The organism is Flavobacterium sp. I3-2, from assembly GCF_013389595.1.
Lineage (GTDB): Bacteria > Bacteroidota > Bacteroidia > Flavobacteriales > Flavobacteriaceae > Flavobacterium.
The window spans coordinates 3,310,009-3,326,633 of the sequence record NZ_CP058306.1 but is presented as its reverse complement, the minus strand read 5'-3'; the positions used below and the strand labels follow the sequence as shown (position 1 = coordinate 3,326,633).

Genomic DNA, 16,625 nt, shown 5'->3' with positions numbered 1-16,625 from the left:
GATTAATACAAAAGTTTAAACAAATTAAAATGAGTTCGATTCAACAATCGAACTCATTTTGTTTTTAGAAACATTTTATTGTAAAATCACAATTGTAAATTCTTGATTCAAAGGATGTAATTCTTCAAAAAGTTTTTCAATCAATTCATTTCCGTAAGCTTTGTAAAATTGAGCAAAGTTTACATTTCGTTCTTGTAAACTTCCTTTCGGAAATAATTCTAATTGCAAATCAACCATTCGATTTAAAGCATCTTCATGTAATTTACGTTCCGCTTTTAATAAGCGTTTTTCTAAATTATCTAAACCTTTTAATTGCTTTTTTTCTTGAGCCAAAACTGCATTTTCAAACGATTTGTCTGTTTTTAATGCTAACGTTTTTAAATCGTTAAATTGTTTATGTAAGAAATTACGTTGTTGTTCAAAGTCGAAATGATTTTCAGATAACGCAACGGTTTTGTTGTGAATTAAAACATCTTTCTTTAAAAATAAATCTTTCCAATTTAATCCTAATTTATCTGCTTTATTCGCTTGTTTTTCACATGCTAATAAAACCGAATTACGAAGTAAAATCATTGGGAACGGAACCTTGAAATAATTAAAAACTTCTTTCAATTCTAACCAATAAGCCAATTCACCTCCGCCACCAATGTAGCATAAATTGGGTAAAATAACTTCTTGATATAAAGGACGTAAAATTACATTCGGACTAAATTTTTCGGGATTGGTTTCAACCAAACTCAAAATTTCTTCTATTGAAAAACTAATGTTGGTATGATTGACTTTGTAAACATCGTTTTCAAGAACAATACGTTCGCGCAAACCGTTTTCGATATAAAATAAGTTAATTTCACGCGGATTTACCTGAATCAAATAATCTTTTAGAATTTCGTAGCTTTTTGCAACTTCATTATGCGATTGTTGTTCAATTAATTCTTTAGAAATATAAGGGGTAAAAAGTGATTTAAGATTTTTATCATCGCCATCAACAATTACCAATCCGTATGAACCAAAAATTTCGTTAGCTAAATAACGTGTTGCATCAGCCAAATTTAGGTGTTTTAAATACGCTTTTTCAAACCAAGTTTTCAATTGCTTGGCATTTTCGCCTAAACCTAAATGTGCAGAAAAAGCTTCGAAAACCTTATCTAAATCTTCTAAATCTAAACGTCCAACCGGACCTGAAGCTTCTTTGTGCCATTGGAATTTTTTGTCTTCGTAATTGAAATAATGAATCTCATCAAAATCGTGGTCTTCAGTTGCCATCCAATACACCGGTACAAAATCAAACGTTGGATATTTTGATTTAAGTTCTTTGGTTAAATTAATTACCGAAATGATTTTGTATAAAAAATACAAAGGCCCCGTAAATAAATTTAACTGGTGACCTGTAGTGATCGTGAATGCATTTGGGTTTTTAAGTAATTCGATATTTACTTTAGTAGCTTCAGAAATTTCAAAATTAGCATATTGATTTGCCAAAGCTTGCGAAAGTATGTTGCGATTGTTTGGAGTGAAATCGGCTTGTTTTTCAAGAATTTGTGCTTCGAAATTTTCTAAATTCGGAAAACGATGATATAACGATTGTACGTTTTTATCTTCGTTTAAATAATCGATCATAAGTTTAGAAAAATATCCAGAATCTTGATAGCTGATACAATCTGATGGCATAATTTTTTTGTTTTTGCTAATTTACTATTTTTTCAGATATGACACTAAAGATTAGTTATAAAGACGAGAGTCTTAACGTAAGTTTATATATTTTGTGATTATATGATTTTGTCTTGCTGAACTTGTTTCAGCATATCATTATAATTAAGTCTTTTATTGTTGAGCTAATTAATCGTATTTTTGCAAAAATTATTTTCAAATTTGGAAACACAAATCTTACTTATTACGCCGCCTTTCACACAATTAAACACGCCTTATCCGGGAACGGTTTATTTGAAAGGTTTTTTGAATACAAAAAATATTTCTTCGTTTCAATCGGATTTAGGTATTGAAGTGATTCTGAAATTGTTTTCTAAAAACGGATTACAAGATTTGTTTGCTTTTATTGCTGAAAATAATTTTGAATTGGGTGAAAATTCCCTGCGTATTGTTGCGCTTCAAGATGATTATATTCAATCTATTGATGCAGTCATTTCTTTTCTTCAAGGAAAAAATCCTACGTTGGCAAATGCTATTGTTCATGACGATTTTCTTCCGCAAGCTTCGCGATTTTCACATCTCGAAGATTTAGATTGGGCTTTTGGTTCGATGGGTTTTCAAGATAAAGCCAAGCATTTTGCGACTTTGTATTTAGAAGATTTATCCGATTTAATTATCGAAACGGTTGATGAAAATTTCGGATTCAGTCGTTATGCCGAACGTTTGGGAAGGTCTGCCAATTCGTTTGATGAATTATATCAAAAACTATATGAGCAACCAACCTATATCGATGAAATTACCTTACAAAGTTTAGCTGATTTAATTACGAAAACCAATCCGAAAATCATTGGTTTTTCTGTTCCATTTCCAGGGAATTTATACAGCGCTTTCAGATGCGCAAAATACATTAAAGCAAATCATCCGAATATTAAAGTGGTGATGGGTGGTGGTTTCCCAAATACCGAATTACGTTCGCTTGCTGATGTTCGTGTTTTTGAGTTTTTTGATTTCATCAATTTAGATGATGGAGAAGCGCCAACAGAACAATTGATTCGTTTTGTGAATAATGAAATTTCTCAATCCGAATTGAAACGTACTTTTTTGTTGGAAAATAATCAAGTAAAATACATCAACAATCCGTTAATTCAAGATTATAAACAAAGTGAAGTAGGTTGTCCAGATTATTCAGATATCGATTTAACTCAATACATTTCGGTAATCGAAGTGGTTAATCCCATGCATCGTTTATGGAGCGATGGTCGTTGGAATAAATTAACCATGGCGCACGGTTGTTATTGGGGAAAATGTACGTTTTGCGATATTTCGTTAGATTATATCAAGGTTTACGAACCTATTGCGGCTAAAGAAATTGTAGATCGTATGGAACAATTAATCGCTACGACCGGAACTACAGGTTTTCATTTTGTAGATGAAGCTGCGCCGCCTGCGTTGATGCGTGAAGTAGCTATTGAAATCATTAAGCGTAAATTAACCGTTTCGTGGTGGACGAATATTCGATTTGAAAAAAGCTTTACGTTAGATTTATGTCGATTATTAAAAGCTTCGGGTTGTATTGCTGTTTCTGGTGGATTGGAAGTTGCTTCAGACCGTTTATTGAAGTTAATTGATAAAGGTGTTACCGTTGAGCAAGTAGCTCGTGTGATTCGAAATTTTACGGAAGCTGGTATTATGGTTCACGCATATTTGATGTATGGTTTTCCTACACAAACAGCTCAAGAAACGATTGATTCTTTAGAAATGGTTCGCCAAATGTTTGAAGTTGGTATTCTGCAATCTGGATTTTGGCATCAATTTGCGATGACGGCGCATAGTCCGGTTGGGATGAATCCGGAAAGTTTTGATGTGATCAATCATTCGACAACTTTAGGAACTTTTGCTAATAACGATATGATTCACGAAGATAAATCAGGCGCAGTTCATGATAAGTTTTCTTTCGGATTGAAGAAATCGTTATTCAATTATATGCATGGTCTATGTTTTGATTTTCCGTTACAAGAATGGTTTGAATTTAAAGTGCCAAGAACGAAAATAACACCTGATTATATCGTTTCGGTTTTAGAAAATGAACCTTTCCAAACGTACAAAGCAACTCAAAAAGTGGTTTGGTTGGGAAGTTTACCAATTTTAGAAACCTTTACGAAAACCAAAAAAGGAAAAACGTTTGAAAAAGCTCGATTAACGTTACATTCCAAACACCATTTATTAGAAATTGAATTGGATTTGGAAGTAGGGCAGTGGTTGCGTAACTTTTTACAAGAATTAAAACAAAGTCCAAAAGGAGTTTTATCATTTGCACAAATGAAACAAAGTTTTGAAACGCAAACATCAGAAGATTTTGAACCTTTTATGTTTACAAAACAAGCCGAACAATTACGAGATTTCGGTTTGTTGATTATATAAAATTGATAGTCAGTTAGTAAACTGATGCTTTTCAAGAAAAAGCTGCATCCTAAATTGTATTAGTAGCAGCTTTTTTTTTGAGATTTTAGAACTTTCTAAGTTAAATTCCCATTTCTATTTGGAAACGGAAATACCAATTGTTTTTTGTAGATGCATCGTGGAAGTGTAATTTATCGTAAGTAACTTCACCTTGAATTTTAAAAGCATGTTCCCAAATATACTTTGTAACACCTAAGCTAAATTGTTTGGTATTAGGAACGTTTAGTTTATAAATTTCACTTGCCACATTTTGTCTTGAATATCTTCCGATAACTTCCCATTTTGAAGGAAATGTATAACTTAATTGATAATCGTTTCCTTCGCCAGCGTAAACATATGAAGTCTCAATTTGACCCACATCATTTGTTCTTGTTGTAATTGGATCATGAGCGTTTCTACTCATATAAGCAAACATTCCAGACCAACCTTGATATTTTAAAATCGCATCAACAAAAACATTTTTTAGTGTTCTAGCTTGAAATAATTCTTTTCCTTGTTGACCTTTATCTAACCAGCTTCCGTTGTTTTGATGATATCCACCAGAAACCATAAGCTTAGGTTTAATTTCACGAGCTAAATCTCCTTCAAAATAATCACCACCTTTAGTAAATGTACCAAAAGGTAAAAGTTCAAGTTTTCCTGTTAAAGCAACATTAGTATCTTTATCAGTAACGTTTCTTCCATTACCTGTAGTAAGCGCCGTTTTTATATTGTAAGAAAATTTATTTTTGTGTTCATTTAAATAATAAACTTGAAAACCAAAATCACGATCGATGTTAAAACTCGCGTTGTTTATCGAACGATCTGTTAATTGTAAAGCTCCAGATGAATTGATACGTTGTCTATTTCCAGGAATTTTTGTTTGTCCAAAAATAAAATTCCAATTTTTATTTGGTTTATAGGTTATCGCAGCATCACGAATCAAGTTTAAATGATCGCCATCATTTACTTTACCAACATCACCCGTTGAAAATGCTAACTGAATAACGTATTGAAATTGCGGACTTCCAACATAGCCATCAAAACGAAGTCTTAAACGTCTAATTTGCGCATCGTAACTTGTTTCTTCGCCTTCAAAATCATAAACTGTTATTCGGTTTTGCATTCTAAATCGAATGTTAAATTGAAATAAACTATCTGCCGAAGTCATTCCTAATCCTTTTCCGTAATTGTAGTAAGGCAACGCGGAAAGTTTGAATTCTTCATCTTCTGTGATTTTAACTTGAGCGTAACTTTGACTTGATAAAGCAAATAATAACAATAAAATAACTTTTTTCATCACATTTATTAATATGTTTTCGCAAAACTATGATTATTTTTGTACCCTCTAATTTAAGTAATATTATTAAAACGTTAAGAAAATGGAACCAAAATATATCGCATATCATTTCACTGTTGAACCTAAGGAAGTTGGAGTTGAAATTTTATTAGCAGAACTTGGCGAAAAAGCTTTTGAAAGCTTCATTGAAACTGAAGAAGGTTTGTCTGCTTTTGTTCAAGAATCGTTATGGACTGAAGATATTTTAGAAGATATTTATATTTTAGATTCAGATGAATTTACGATTTCATATACAAAAGAAGAAATCGAACAAGTAAATTGGAATGAAGAATGGGAAAAGAATTTTGATCCGATTGATGTAGATGGAATTTGTTATGTAAGAGCTCCATTTCATGAGTCAAAAAATGCGCCGTACGAAATTGTTATTGAACCAAAAATGAGCTTCGGAACGGGACATCATGAAACTACATACATGATGATGAAACATCTTTTAGCGATGGACGTGATAGATATGGAAGTTTTAGATATGGGATGCGGAACAGCAATTTTAGCTATCTTAGCTTTGATGAAAGGCGCAAAACATGCCGATGCTATTGATATTGACAATTGGTGTTATTTGAATTCTATCGAAAACGGTGAACGTAATAATATTACCAATATGGATGTTTTTGAAGGTGATGCTTCAATTTTAACTCAAGAACCAACGTATGATTTAGTAATTGCTAACATCAATCGTAATATTTTGTTAGAAGATATGCACGCTTACGTTAAAACAATGAAAGCAAATGCAACCATTTTGTTTAGTGGATTCTATACCGAAGATATTCCTTTTATTCAAGCTGAAGCTGAAAAATTAGGATTAGACTATGTGTCGCAATTAGAACGTAATAATTGGGTTTCATTAAAATTTATAAAAAAATAAAATGAGTACTAAAGAGAAAGTATTAGAAGAGGTTTCTGTAGAAGAATTGTTAGGAAATAACAATGAAATTATTCTGTTTAACGATGATGTAAATACTTTTGATCATGTTATTGAAACTTTAATTCGTGTTTGCAATCACGAAGCTTTACAAGCTGAACAATGTGCTTTATTAGTTCATTACAAAGGAAAATGTACCGTAAAAACTGGAAGCATGAAAGAGTTAGTTCCGATGTGCTCTGCTTTGTTGGATGCAGGTTTAAGTGCGGAAATTCAATAAAAAATTTTCTTTCAGTAGATCAGATTTTAAACTTTGAACGATAAAGGCTATCTTTGTAGCTAATTAATTAAGTAAAATATGAAAGAGCAACAACCAAATTTAATTTTAGAAAATTTTGTAAACAAAATATGCGAAGATGGTGTTGTTTATAGTATGGAAAGCAAAGATGCATTTGCTTTGTGCGGATCGAATCAATTTACAAATGACTCAGGTGAGCCTGTAACTGTTTTTTGTTTTTGGAGTGATGAAAATTTAGCCAAATCTTGTTGTGTAGAAGATTGGTCAGATTTTAAAATTCAAGAAGTTTCCATTTCATCTTTTCTTGAAGATTGGTGTGTTGGGATTTATAACGATAGTTTTTTGGTTGGTTTGGATTTTAATGCACAAATGGTTGGTTTAGAAATCGACCCAATTGATTTGATATTAGCAATAACTAAGAAGCTAAAATCAAAAAAAATAGATTTAGAATTTGAACATTTTAAAAATATTCAAGACATTGAAAACCAAATAAAAAAGATGTTTGGTTAGGATTTTAAAGCTTCATAGAAATATGGAGCTTTTTTATTTAACTAATAATCAAGATGTAAATTGGTATATTTTACGTAAATTTGCTAAATATAAGTCTTTCTATAGCTCTTCCTGAAATTTCTCTTCTCGTTACCTACACCTTGACTTTTACTTTAAAGATTAATCTAAAAATAAAATATGTCAAAAAATCAACAAACTTTTCGTAAATCCGAAATAGCTAAAAACAAATTAAAAAAAAAGCAAGATAAAGTTAAGAAAAAAGAAGAACGAAAAGACAATAACAATAAAGGAAAATCATTAGAAGAACAGTTTGTTTATGTTGACTTTTTAGGTCGTTTAACGAATACGCCACCTGAAAAACAACGCGATTTGAATACAAATAAAGGAGATGAAAGTGATTTTGTTTCAGGTAAAATCAAGTTTATGGACGATGCTAAAAAATTTGGATTTGTTTCAATAACTGCAACTGGTGAAGATGTGTATTTTAGATATGACGATTTAACCAAAGTTGTTAAAAAAGATGAAGTAATTTTATTCAAATATAAAAAAGCATCACGCGGTTTAACCTTAACTGAAATGATGTTTATATAAAACAAAAAATCCGACAATTGTCGGATTTTTTATATCTATAAATTAAGCCATCGTATGAAAAACGTTTTGAACGTCATCATCTTCTTCAATTTTTTCTAAAAGCTTTTCAACATCTGCAATTTGTTCTTCAGTAAGTTCTTTGGTTACTTGCGGAATACGATCAAATCCAGAAGATAAAATTTCTAAACTTCTTTCTTCAAGTTCTTTTTGAATGGCCCCAAAGCTATTGAATGGCCCGTAAATCATAATACCATCTTCATCTTCAAAAACTTCATCAACACCTAAGTCAATTAATTCTAATTCAAATTCTTCTAAATCTAAACCTTCAATTTTAGCAATACGGAAATTACAAGTGTGATCAAACATAAATTCAACAGAACCTTGTGTTCCCATTGTTCCGTTACATTTATTAAAATACGAACGAATATTTGCTACCGTTCTATTATTGTTGTCAGTTGCAGTTTCAATAAGTAAAGCTATTCCGTGTGGAGCGTATCCTTCAAATAAAACTTCTTTATAGTTAGCTGTATCTTTTTCAGATGCCTTTTTAATAGCGCGTTCAACATTCTCTTTTGGCATATTAGCCGCCTTAGCATTCTGAATTACAGCACGTAAGCGAGCGTTACTTTCTGGGTGAGGTCCGCCTTCTTTAACAGCGATAACAATGTCTTTACCAATTCGTGTAAACGTTTTAGCCATCGCAGACCAACGTTTCATTTTTCTAGCCTTTCTAAATTCAAACGCTCTTCCCATTTCTGTTTTTATTTTTATATTTGACAAAATTAACAAAAGGATTTTTTCTAAAAAAAAAAACCACAATTATTTTCCCATTTATGAATAAAAAAATTATAGTTATAGCTCTATTGACAGCTTTTTCTGCAAAATCTCAAGTACATGAAAAGAATGATGTTGAAATTTCGGTTTTAGTTGGTCTTGCGAGTTCTGATTTTTATGGTGCTCCAAGTGCATCAGAATTTGATCCAATTTATACACCAACTTTTGGGATTAACGCAGATTATTATGCGAATAATAGATGGAGTTTACGTTTTGGAATTGAATATAGAACGTTTGGTGCTAAAATTGAAAATTTTGATGGTTATTTTAATCGAGTGACAGAGAATAAAAATAAGCTAAATTATATTTTTGTACCAATTCATGCTAATTGGCATTTCGGAAAAAATAGAAATTGGAACTTAAACTTTGGACCATCTGTTTCTTTTTTAGAATCATCGACTTTTAATGGAACAAAAACAGGAACAGATAATTTATCTAAAGTTCATCTTGGTTTAGGTTTAGGAATTGGTTATAAGTTTGTTTTATCTGAAAAAATTAGTATTGGTATTGAACATCAAGAATATATGAGTTTTATGGGAATTCTTAAAAAAGAACCTTATAATTCATATTATGGAAATATTGGCGCAAGCTTTAACGTAAGATTTATTTATAATTTAAATTCAAAGAAACAAATTGAATAATAAATTTATAAAAAAGTTAGTTGTTTTCAACTAACTTTTTTATAAATGAACTGTATTGTTAAACTCCCTTTTTAAATGGTATATTTGCAAGACTTTAAATACTAAAAAAACTTTTTTCTTTTTCAGAAAAAGACAAGAAAATATATAATGAATTACTTATCAGTAGAAAATATATCTAAATCATTCGGGGCAAGAACCTTGTTCGAAGATGTTTCGTTCGGAATTAATAAAGATCAAAAAGTTGCATTTGTTGCAAAAAACGGATCTGGTAAAACTTCAATTCTTAAAATTATTACAGGAAACGATGCACCAGATAATGGGCAAGTGGTTACTCGTAAAGGAATTCGTGTTGAATTTCTTTCACAAGAACCTTATCTTCAAGATGAATTAACTATTGAAGAAAGTATTTTTGCTTCTGATAACGAAATTTTAAAAGTAATTGAACGTTACGAAAAAGCACTTGAAAATCCAGAAGAAGAAGAAGCTTATCAAGCTGCTTTTGATCAAATGGATTTGTATAATGCTTGGGATTTTGAAACGCAATACAAACAAATTTTATTTAAACTTAAACTTGAAGATTTAAAGCTTAAAGTAAAAAATCTTTCGGGCGGACAGAAAAAACGTTTAGCTTTGGCGATTATCTTAATTAATAAACCTGATTTATTGATTCTAGATGAGCCAACCAACCATTTAGATCTTGAAATGATTGAATGGCTAGAAAGTTATTTTGCTAAAGAAAATATTACGTTGTTTATGGTAACGCACGACCGTTTCTTTTTAGAACGTGTTTGTAACGAAATCATCGAATTAGATAACGGAAAAATATATCAATACAAAGGAAATTATTCTTATTATCTTCAGAAAAAAGAAGAACGAATTGCGGCAGAAAATGCTTCGATCGATAAAGCTAAAAATCTTTTTGTAAAAGAATTAGAATGGATGCGTCGTCAACCAAAAGCGCGTACCACAAAATCAAAATCACGTCAAGATGATTTTTATGTAATTAAAGAAAAGGCAAGTTCGCGTCGTAAAGAACATACAGTTGAGTTAGAGATTAACATGGAACGTATGGGAAGCAAAATTGTGGAACTTCACAGCGTGTCTAAAAAATTCGGTGATAAAGTAATTTTAAACAATTTCAATTACAATTTCAATCGCGGCGAACGTATCGGAATTATTGGTAAAAACGGAACAGGAAAATCTTCTTTCTTGAATATTCTTACGCAAACTACGCAACCAGATTCTGGAAAAGTTGTTGTTGGTGATACCATCAAAATGGGATATTATACGCAAAGTGGAATCAATCCGAAACCAGAGCAAAAGGTAATTGATATTATTAAAGAATACGGAGAATATATTCCGTTAACTAAAGGACGTTTAATTTCGGCAGCTCAATTGTTAGAACGATTTTTATTTGACCGTAAAAAACAATATGACTTTGTTGAAAAATTAAGTGGTGGTGAATTGAAACGTTTGTATTTATGTACGGTTCTAATTCAAAATCCTAATTTCTTGATTCTTGATGAGCCAACAAACGATTTGGATATCGTAACTTTAAATGTTTTAGAAAGTTTCTTGTTGGATTATCCTGGATGTTTGCTAGTGGTTTCGCACGACCGTTATTTTATGGATAAGATTGTTGATCACTTATTTGTTTTCCGCGGCGAAGGTGAAGTTGAAGATTTTCCAGGAAATTATTCCGATTTCCGTGCTTACGAAGATTCGATTGAACCTGTTAAAGAAGAACCTAAAGAAAAGGTGAATTGGAAAGAAAATCAACCGAAGAAAGCAGGTTTAAGTTTTAATGAACAAAAAGAATTTTCTAAAATCGAAAGAGAAATCAAAGATTTAGAATACAACAAAAAACAAATCGAAAATGAATTTGCTGAAGGTAAAGTAGCCGATGATAAAATAGAAGCTAAAGCAAATGAACTTCAAAAAATTATAAAAAGTTTAGAAGAGAAAGAAGAACGTTGGTTTGAATTATCTTCAAAAATTGAATAGTAAAATCGCTCAACAGAGCGATTTTTTTTATATATTTAGTTTTCAACTATTTATATGAATCTATGTTAGTAAAAGTATTTGGAAGTGCCGTTTTCGGTATCGAAGCTCAAACCATAACCATCGAAGTGAATATCGATCAGGGCATCGGTTATCATTTGGTAGGTTTACCTGATAATGCCATAAAGGAAAGTAGTTATCGAATTGCTGCGGCTTTGAAAAATATAAATTATCAACTTCCGGGAAAAAAGATTACGATCAATATGGCTCCTGCCGATTTACGAAAAGAAGGCGCAGCTTATGATTTGCCTTTAGCAATTGGTATTTTAATTGCTTCCTCTCAAATCAAAACCAATATAAATTTAGATAAGATTTTGATTATGGGCGAGCTTTCGTTAGACGGAAGTGTGCAACCCATAAAAGGAACGCTTCCGATGGCAATTAAAGCTAAAGAAGATGGTTTTGAAGCGATTTTTATTCCAAAAGAAAATGAAAAAGAAGCTGCCATTGTTTCTGGATTATCCGTTTTTGGTGTTTCTCATTTGAATGAAATCATCGATCATTTTCAAGAAAAAACATTTATTGCGCAAACTATTTTATCTGAAGATGAATTATTTGCAGAAGAACAAGATGCTTTTCTTTTTGATTTTTCTGAAGTTAAAGGTCAAGAAAGTATTAAACGTGCGATGGAAATTGCTGCAGCTGGTGGTCATAATATTATTTTAATCGGTCCGCCAGGTTCTGGAAAAACCATGTTAGCGAAACGTTTACCAAGTATTTTGCCACCAATGACCATTGATGAAGCTCTAGAAACTACCAAAATTCATAGTATTGTTGGTAAAGTTAAAAATATTGGATTAATCAAACGCCGTCCGTTTCGTTCACCACATCATACAGCTTCTTCGGTTTCGTTGGTTGGTGGAGGAAGTTATCCGCAACCTGGCGAAATTTCGTTGGCTCATAATGGTGTTTTATTTTTGGATGAATTACCCGAGTTCAAACGCGAAGTTTTGGAGGTCATGCGCCAACCATTAGAAGATCGTGAAGTAACGATTTCGAGAGCCAAATTTACGGTTTCTTATCCATCATCTTTTATGTTGGTTGCAAGTATGAATCCCAGTCCGAGCGGTTATTTTAATGATCCGAATTCACCCATGACTTCTTCACCGCAAGAAATGCAACGTTATTTAAGTAAAATTTCTGGGCCACTTTTAGACCGAATCGATATTCATATCGAAGTAAATCCAGTTCCGTTTGAAAAACTTTCAGAAAAATCAATTTCAGAAAAAAGTGAAGAAATCAGAAATAGAGTAGTAGTTGCTCGTAAAATTCAAAGCGGTCGTTTTCAAAATACTAAAGGAATACATTATAATGCACAAATGACAACCAAATTACTTCGTGAGTTTTGTGAATTAGATTCGGATTCCTTACAACTTTTAAAGACAGCTATGGATCGTTTGAATTTATCAGCACGTGCTTATGATCGTATTTTAAAAGTTTCTAGAACCATAGCCGATTTAGATTTTTCTCAAAATATAAAGCCCCAGCATATTGCCGAGGCTATTCAATATCGAAGTTTAGATCGTGATGGTTGGTTGGGTTAATTTTTATTTACAATGTTTTCGTAAATACTATAATTAAAACAGTAAAAAATAGGTAATGTGAATATGATTCCAATTACAAACATAAAAACTCCCATTAAGGCAAATGCTCCTAGTAAAATTAAGTACATCATAATTTTAAAAGGTTTTTGGTTCACTAATGAAATACTTGCTCCAACTGCTTTAAAAATAGATAATTTATCGAAAATAATAAAAGGAACAACAAGTAACGTTAATAAGTGCATTAAAATTAATACAAAATAGTTAACCAACGAAAGCCCAGCATATTCTAATCCTAAAGAAATAGAGCTGAAAATTATTTGTAGTATTAATGTAAATATAAAAACTTTTAAACCTTCAATTTTAGTAAAAAAAGAAAATGCGGTTCCAAATTTAGGTAACTCGTTATGATAAACATCACGAGCCATTTTAATAAATCCTGCTCCAAAAATAGCCATAATTCCATTAATTGTAGCACTGGTTATAATGTAATAAGCTGTGATTTCCGGGCTTAAATCTAAGAGCGCTAATGATTGTAAGAAGCTTTCAATTTCTTTCGGACTTTCAAATATTGTAAAAAGTGAAACCATATAAACACCTCCGAATAACATCAAAATCAATAGTAAAATAGCTCCAGCCGGAATTGCCATTTTTTTATAGATATTAAATGTGTCTTCGTAAACTTGGTTTCCTTCAAAATCGTAACCTTTTTCGATTTTTTCTTGTATTTTATTCATAATTTATTTTTGATGTTTTTTGGAACAATTGAATTGGCTGCAAAAATAGTTTATTTCATAGCGTGAATCAAATGGTTTTATAATAATGTTTATTTAAATATCTATTTCAATTGTTCTCAAAATTTTACCATTTAAATCCATAACATAAATTTTGTTTTTTTTAATTTCTGAAAAATATATTTGATTTAATTTAGAATTATATCTAAGTATTGCAATATGACTTCCACTAATACTTCTTTTTATTTTTGAAATTAATTTTTGTTTTAAATCTATTTTTAATATTTCGTAATTTTGTATGCAAATTAATGTGTGTGAGTTAATTAAATTAAGATTTGTAAGCCAGGTGGAATTTAACAAAGTATCATTTAAAACACTTATTCTTTCAGATGCTTTATTTTTGATATCAAATAAAAAAATACCGTTCGAGTTATTTAAATCTCCATTAAAAAATAAGGTATCATTAAATAGTTCAATATTTCTCATATTATAAGCATTGTACTCAGATAGCTTGATTTTATTCTCTGAATTGTATTCATATATATCAAAACCGTGAGATGCTTTTTTGGCGATCGGTGAATAATTATTGTATTCATTTGATTCTAGATAATAATATTGTTTGGGCTTATTTCCAAATATTCCTTCTATAATGAATGCAGATGAGGCGTAAATTAGGCTGTCTTTTTGTTTTCTTAAGTCATATATATTTAAATTCGAAGTGTAATTTTTTGGATAATCAGTAGAAATAAAAATTATTGAATCTCCAGATTTGTTGAATCTAGGGAAAAAGTTACTTGAAGTTTCTGATTTGATTAAAGATCTTATTTTCTCTCCGTTTATGTCAGAAATATAAATAGAAGTTATACCGTCGGATTTAATTGAAAAAATTATAGAATCAGCATTTGGAGAAACATCAAAACTAATCATTTCGTTTTGTAAATCTTTTCTATAAATGCATTCAGAAAAAAGTACAATTGTTATAAAACATATTAAAAGATAAATTTGTCTCATTTTTTATTTATTTTCATAAAGATAAAAAACGACCTGAAATATTCAGATCGTTTATTCTATAAAAATTTATAAGCAAATCCAAGATTTCCAAATATGTTATACATCTTAAATGAAATGGCCTCAAAATCTTTTTTAAAAACTGGTGTGTTAGCAAAACTTCCATCTAAAGAAAGACTGAATTGAGAATTGATTTTATATTCAATTCCGATTTGTTCTCCAAATTGAAATGTACTTACATCATTTGAAAAATCGTAAATACCAATAGCATCTCCTTCAAAAGTTGCAGGTTCTCCAATAGGTGTTCCTTCTCTAAAAACCCCATCATATATGTAACCATCAAATGATTTATTTAAAGCCGTTGACAAATAAAAGCCACCGTAAACATTCCATTTTTCAGAGATATTCCAAACAAACAAAACAGGTAAAGTCAAGTACGTATTGTTTGCTCTTGTTACAACATGACCAGTAAAATAACCAGTTGTTCTTGCGCCGGAATCATCTTCAATTTGAGTGAAATAATTTTTAACTTCTGCTTGAGTTTTCATCGCACGACTTTCAATTTTTAATCCAACACGAATTCCGTATTTATGTTCATTATGAATCCATTTGGTTGCATTGGCTTCAATACCAAATATATTTGTTGGTTTAAAACTTTCAATTTTTCGAATTTGAGCTGGAATTCCAAGTGGAGAAGCACCTCCCAAAGTCAATTGTAATTTTGCCTGATATTCGATGTTTTCTTTAAAAAAAGATTTAGATTTCGATTCTTTTTTTTCCGTTTCTTGTGCGACTGAAATCAAACTATAGAAAAAAAAGAAAGAGATCGTAATTGCTTTTAGATTATTTTTCATAGTTTAATTAAAAATTAGTTCAATTTCATCTACAATTAGTGTGCTTCCGATTGCACCTGTAAATCGAGCCCCATCAATACTTGACGACATAACAATAGCAAGTACATAATCTTTGTTAGGATCGTAAGTTTTTCCTGCAACCAGTTCAAACGGAAATTCTAATTCTTTCCAAGTTGAAGTTTCAATACGTTGTGCTGACGAAACGCGAGCAATGGCTACATTTCTTGGGTCTTGAAAATCGTGATCGCCGTATAAAAAATTATCTTTATCTCTCGATTCAAAAATAATTGCATAAATATCGAATGTGTCTTTTGCTCCAGGAACAATGTCAAAATCTTCGTTTCTGACTTCATTTCCTGCTTTATATTTGTAAAACGTACGCACCGATTTTGGTAATTCACCAGAATAAGGTAATCCCATTTTGGTCGATTTTAATGTGTTTAAAAGATTGGTTTTAAAACTACCCAAAAATAAATTTCCTGCAGCAATCGGATTACCTGTTGCAGCAGCAAAACTACTCGTATAAACAGTTTGCATTTTAGCTGCTAATCCACCCATTCTTCCTTCGGCAATAGTTGTAGGATATTCGTCTGGAGTTTTATTTCCAGCAACAGTAACATAACCAGAATTTCCGCTTGCCCAATCGTAAATTTTATCTCCGTTAGAACCTGTTGTATAAAATCGGTAATAACGATCTTTATCTGTTAGTTCGGCATGATCAAAAGCGTATTTTGTGCTAAGTTCATCTACATTAAAAGTAATCGTATATGTTTTTTTCCATTTAGGATCTTGAGCTGTAACCACAGCAGTTTGTGCATTTGTATAATCTCTGGTTGTACCGTTTACAGGATCGATTGTAGCATTATTTGATAAAATAAAAATAGGAGATTGTTTGGTTAAATCCACATTTGATTTTACTCTGAATTCTACTGAATTATTGGTAATAATCGGATCAGTTTTTAAATATTCTTGCGGAATAAAGGCTTCTAAAATATCTGCGTTGGTATCAGCTTCTTCTTCTTTTATGCATGATGTCAATAAAAAAGGAGCAAGTAAAAATGCTAAAAGATGTTGCTTTTTCATTTAGTTATTAATGAATTTAATATCATGTAAAATTAATCTAAAATCTACTATTATTAAATCTTTTAAATCAATTTATAAATTTAAAGCTGTTTTATTTTATTATGATAATATTAAGATTACAGTGATGTTAAATTACTATATTGTCTTTATTATTAATAACCTAAA

General features: G+C 30.9%; 15 protein-coding genes. 8 read left to right on the top strand and 7 right to left on the bottom strand.

The window, feature by feature from the left end:
• Nucleotides 1-75: 75 nt before the first annotated feature.
• Nucleotides 76-1,668 (bottom strand): bacillithiol biosynthesis cysteine-adding enzyme BshC, encoded by a 1,593-nt coding sequence (gene bshC / locus HW119_RS15700; protein WP_177766131.1) that lies wholly within the window; start codon nucleotides 1,666-1,668, stop codon nucleotides 76-78.
• A 201-nt stretch (nucleotides 1,669-1,869) separates the two neighbouring features.
• Here bshC and HW119_RS15695 point away from each other — a divergent pair, with 201 nt between their 5' ends.
• Nucleotides 1,870-4,068: a B12-binding domain-containing radical SAM protein gene (locus HW119_RS15695; RefSeq protein ID WP_177766128.1), complete on the top strand. Its 2,199-nt coding sequence runs from the start codon at nucleotides 1,870-1,872 to the stop codon at nucleotides 4,066-4,068.
• Between the two features lie 100 nt (nucleotides 4,069-4,168).
• Here HW119_RS15695 and HW119_RS15690 read toward each other — a convergent pair whose 3' ends face one another.
• Nucleotides 4,169-5,386, bottom strand: a complete 1,218-nt coding sequence (locus HW119_RS15690; protein ID WP_177766125.1) for a porin — start codon at nucleotides 5,384-5,386, stop codon at nucleotides 4,169-4,171.
• 82 nt (nucleotides 5,387-5,468) lie between these two features.
• On the opposite strand from HW119_RS15690, the gene prmA reads away from it, so the two are divergent.
• The 4 genes from prmA (at nucleotide 5,469) to HW119_RS15670 (ending at nucleotide 7,704) form a co-directional block, all read left to right on the top strand.
• Nucleotides 5,469-6,308 (top strand): 50S ribosomal protein L11 methyltransferase, encoded by an 840-nt coding sequence (gene prmA / locus HW119_RS15685; protein ID WP_177766122.1) that lies wholly within the window; start codon nucleotides 5,469-5,471, stop codon nucleotides 6,306-6,308.
• Between the two features lies 1 nt (nucleotide 6,309).
• Nucleotides 6,310-6,585: an ATP-dependent Clp protease adaptor ClpS gene (locus HW119_RS15680; RefSeq protein ID WP_177766119.1), complete on the top strand. Its 276-nt coding sequence runs from the start codon at nucleotides 6,310-6,312 to the stop codon at nucleotides 6,583-6,585.
• Between the two features lie 78 nt (nucleotides 6,586-6,663).
• Entirely contained in the window at nucleotides 6,664-7,113 is a 450-nt protein-coding gene (locus tag HW119_RS15675; RefSeq protein ID WP_177766116.1) for a DUF2750 domain-containing protein, read from the top strand.
• A gap of 177 nt (nucleotides 7,114-7,290) precedes the next feature.
• Nucleotides 7,291-7,704, top strand: a complete 414-nt coding sequence (locus tag HW119_RS15670; protein ID WP_177766113.1) for a cold shock domain-containing protein — start codon at nucleotides 7,291-7,293, stop codon at nucleotides 7,702-7,704.
• Between the two features lie 42 nt (nucleotides 7,705-7,746).
• On the opposite strand, the gene HW119_RS15665 is transcribed toward HW119_RS15670, so the two are convergent.
• Nucleotides 7,747-8,457 (bottom strand): YebC/PmpR family DNA-binding transcriptional regulator, encoded by a 711-nt coding sequence (locus HW119_RS15665; RefSeq protein WP_177766726.1) that lies wholly within the window; start codon nucleotides 8,455-8,457, stop codon nucleotides 7,747-7,749.
• Between the two features lie 80 nt (nucleotides 8,458-8,537).
• Between HW119_RS15665 and HW119_RS15660 the strand changes: the two genes are divergently transcribed.
• The 3 genes from HW119_RS15660 (at nucleotide 8,538) to HW119_RS15650 (ending at nucleotide 12,784) form a co-directional block, all read left to right on the top strand.
• Nucleotides 8,538-9,179 carry an outer membrane beta-barrel protein gene (locus HW119_RS15660; protein WP_177766110.1) on the top strand — a complete coding sequence of 214 codons (642 nt, stop codon included), beginning with the start codon at nucleotides 8,538-8,540 and terminating at the stop codon, nucleotides 9,177-9,179.
• Between the two features lie 147 nt (nucleotides 9,180-9,326).
• Nucleotides 9,327-11,183 carry an ABC-F family ATP-binding cassette domain-containing protein gene (locus HW119_RS15655; protein ID WP_177766107.1) on the top strand — a complete coding sequence of 619 codons (1,857 nt, stop codon included), beginning with the start codon at nucleotides 9,327-9,329 and terminating at the stop codon, nucleotides 11,181-11,183.
• Between the two features lie 62 nt (nucleotides 11,184-11,245).
• Nucleotides 11,246-12,784, top strand: coding sequence for a YifB family Mg chelatase-like AAA ATPase (locus HW119_RS15650; protein WP_177766104.1), 1,539 nt, complete (start codon nucleotides 11,246-11,248; stop codon nucleotides 12,782-12,784).
• Here HW119_RS15650 and HW119_RS15645 read toward each other — a convergent pair.
• The 4 genes from HW119_RS15645 to HW119_RS15630 all read right to left on the bottom strand — a co-directional run bounded on the left by HW119_RS15645 (nucleotide 12,781) and on the right by HW119_RS15630 (nucleotide 16,460).
• On the bottom strand, nucleotides 12,781-13,518 hold the full coding sequence (locus HW119_RS15645; RefSeq protein ID WP_177766101.1) for a hypothetical protein: 738 nt from the start codon (nucleotides 13,516-13,518) through the stop codon (nucleotides 12,781-12,783). The two genes, HW119_RS15650 and HW119_RS15645, sit on opposite strands and share 4 nt — an antisense overlap.
• A 93-nt stretch (nucleotides 13,519-13,611) precedes the next feature.
• Nucleotides 13,612-14,526 (bottom strand): hypothetical protein, encoded by a 915-nt coding sequence (locus HW119_RS15640; RefSeq protein WP_177766098.1) that lies wholly within the window; start codon nucleotides 14,524-14,526, stop codon nucleotides 13,612-13,614.
• Nucleotides 14,527-14,582: 56 nt separating this feature from the next.
• A complete protein-coding gene (locus HW119_RS15635) occupies nucleotides 14,583-15,377 on the bottom strand; it encodes an outer membrane beta-barrel protein (RefSeq protein ID WP_177766095.1) in 795 nt (264 codons plus the stop codon).
• A gap of 3 nt (nucleotides 15,378-15,380) precedes the next feature.
• Nucleotides 15,381-16,460, bottom strand: a complete 1,080-nt coding sequence (locus HW119_RS15630; RefSeq protein WP_177766091.1) for a PCMD domain-containing protein — start codon at nucleotides 16,458-16,460, stop codon at nucleotides 15,381-15,383.
• Nucleotides 16,461-16,625: the final 165 nt, after the last annotated feature.

Coding starts and splice junctions, on each gene's coding strand:
- HW119_RS15680 (WP_177766119.1), top strand. CDS start 6,310: ATGAGTACTAAAGAGAAAGTATTAGAAGAGGTTTCTGTAGAAGAATTG.
- HW119_RS15690 (WP_177766125.1), bottom strand. CDS start 5,386: ATGAAAAAAGTTATTTTATTGTTATTATTTGCTTTATCAAGTCAAAGT.
- HW119_RS15640 (WP_177766098.1), bottom strand. CDS start 14,526: ATGAGACAAATTTATCTTTTAATATGTTTTATAACAATTGTACTTTTT.
- prmA (WP_177766122.1), top strand. CDS start 5,469: ATGGAACCAAAATATATCGCATATCATTTCACTGTTGAACCTAAGGAA.
- HW119_RS15660 (WP_177766110.1), top strand. CDS start 8,538: ATGAATAAAAAAATTATAGTTATAGCTCTATTGACAGCTTTTTCTGCA.
- HW119_RS15630 (WP_177766091.1), bottom strand. CDS start 16,460: ATGAAAAAGCAACATCTTTTAGCATTTTTACTTGCTCCTTTTTTATTG.
- HW119_RS15670 (WP_177766113.1), top strand. CDS start 7,291: ATGTCAAAAAATCAACAAACTTTTCGTAAATCCGAAATAGCTAAAAAC.
- bshC (WP_177766131.1), bottom strand. CDS start 1,668: ATGCCATCAGATTGTATCAGCTATCAAGATTCTGGATATTTTTCTAAA.
- HW119_RS15675 (WP_177766116.1), top strand. CDS start 6,664: ATGAAAGAGCAACAACCAAATTTAATTTTAGAAAATTTTGTAAACAAA.
- HW119_RS15645 (WP_177766101.1), bottom strand. CDS start 13,518: ATGAATAAAATACAAGAAAAAATCGAAAAAGGTTACGATTTTGAAGGA.
- HW119_RS15635 (WP_177766095.1), bottom strand. CDS start 15,377: ATGAAAAATAATCTAAAAGCAATTACGATCTCTTTCTTTTTTTTCTAT.
- HW119_RS15665 (WP_177766726.1), bottom strand. CDS start 8,457: ATGGGAAGAGCGTTTGAATTTAGAAAGGCTAGAAAAATGAAACGTTGG.
- HW119_RS15650 (WP_177766104.1), top strand. CDS start 11,246: ATGTTAGTAAAAGTATTTGGAAGTGCCGTTTTCGGTATCGAAGCTCAA.
- HW119_RS15655 (WP_177766107.1), top strand. CDS start 9,327: ATGAATTACTTATCAGTAGAAAATATATCTAAATCATTCGGGGCAAGA.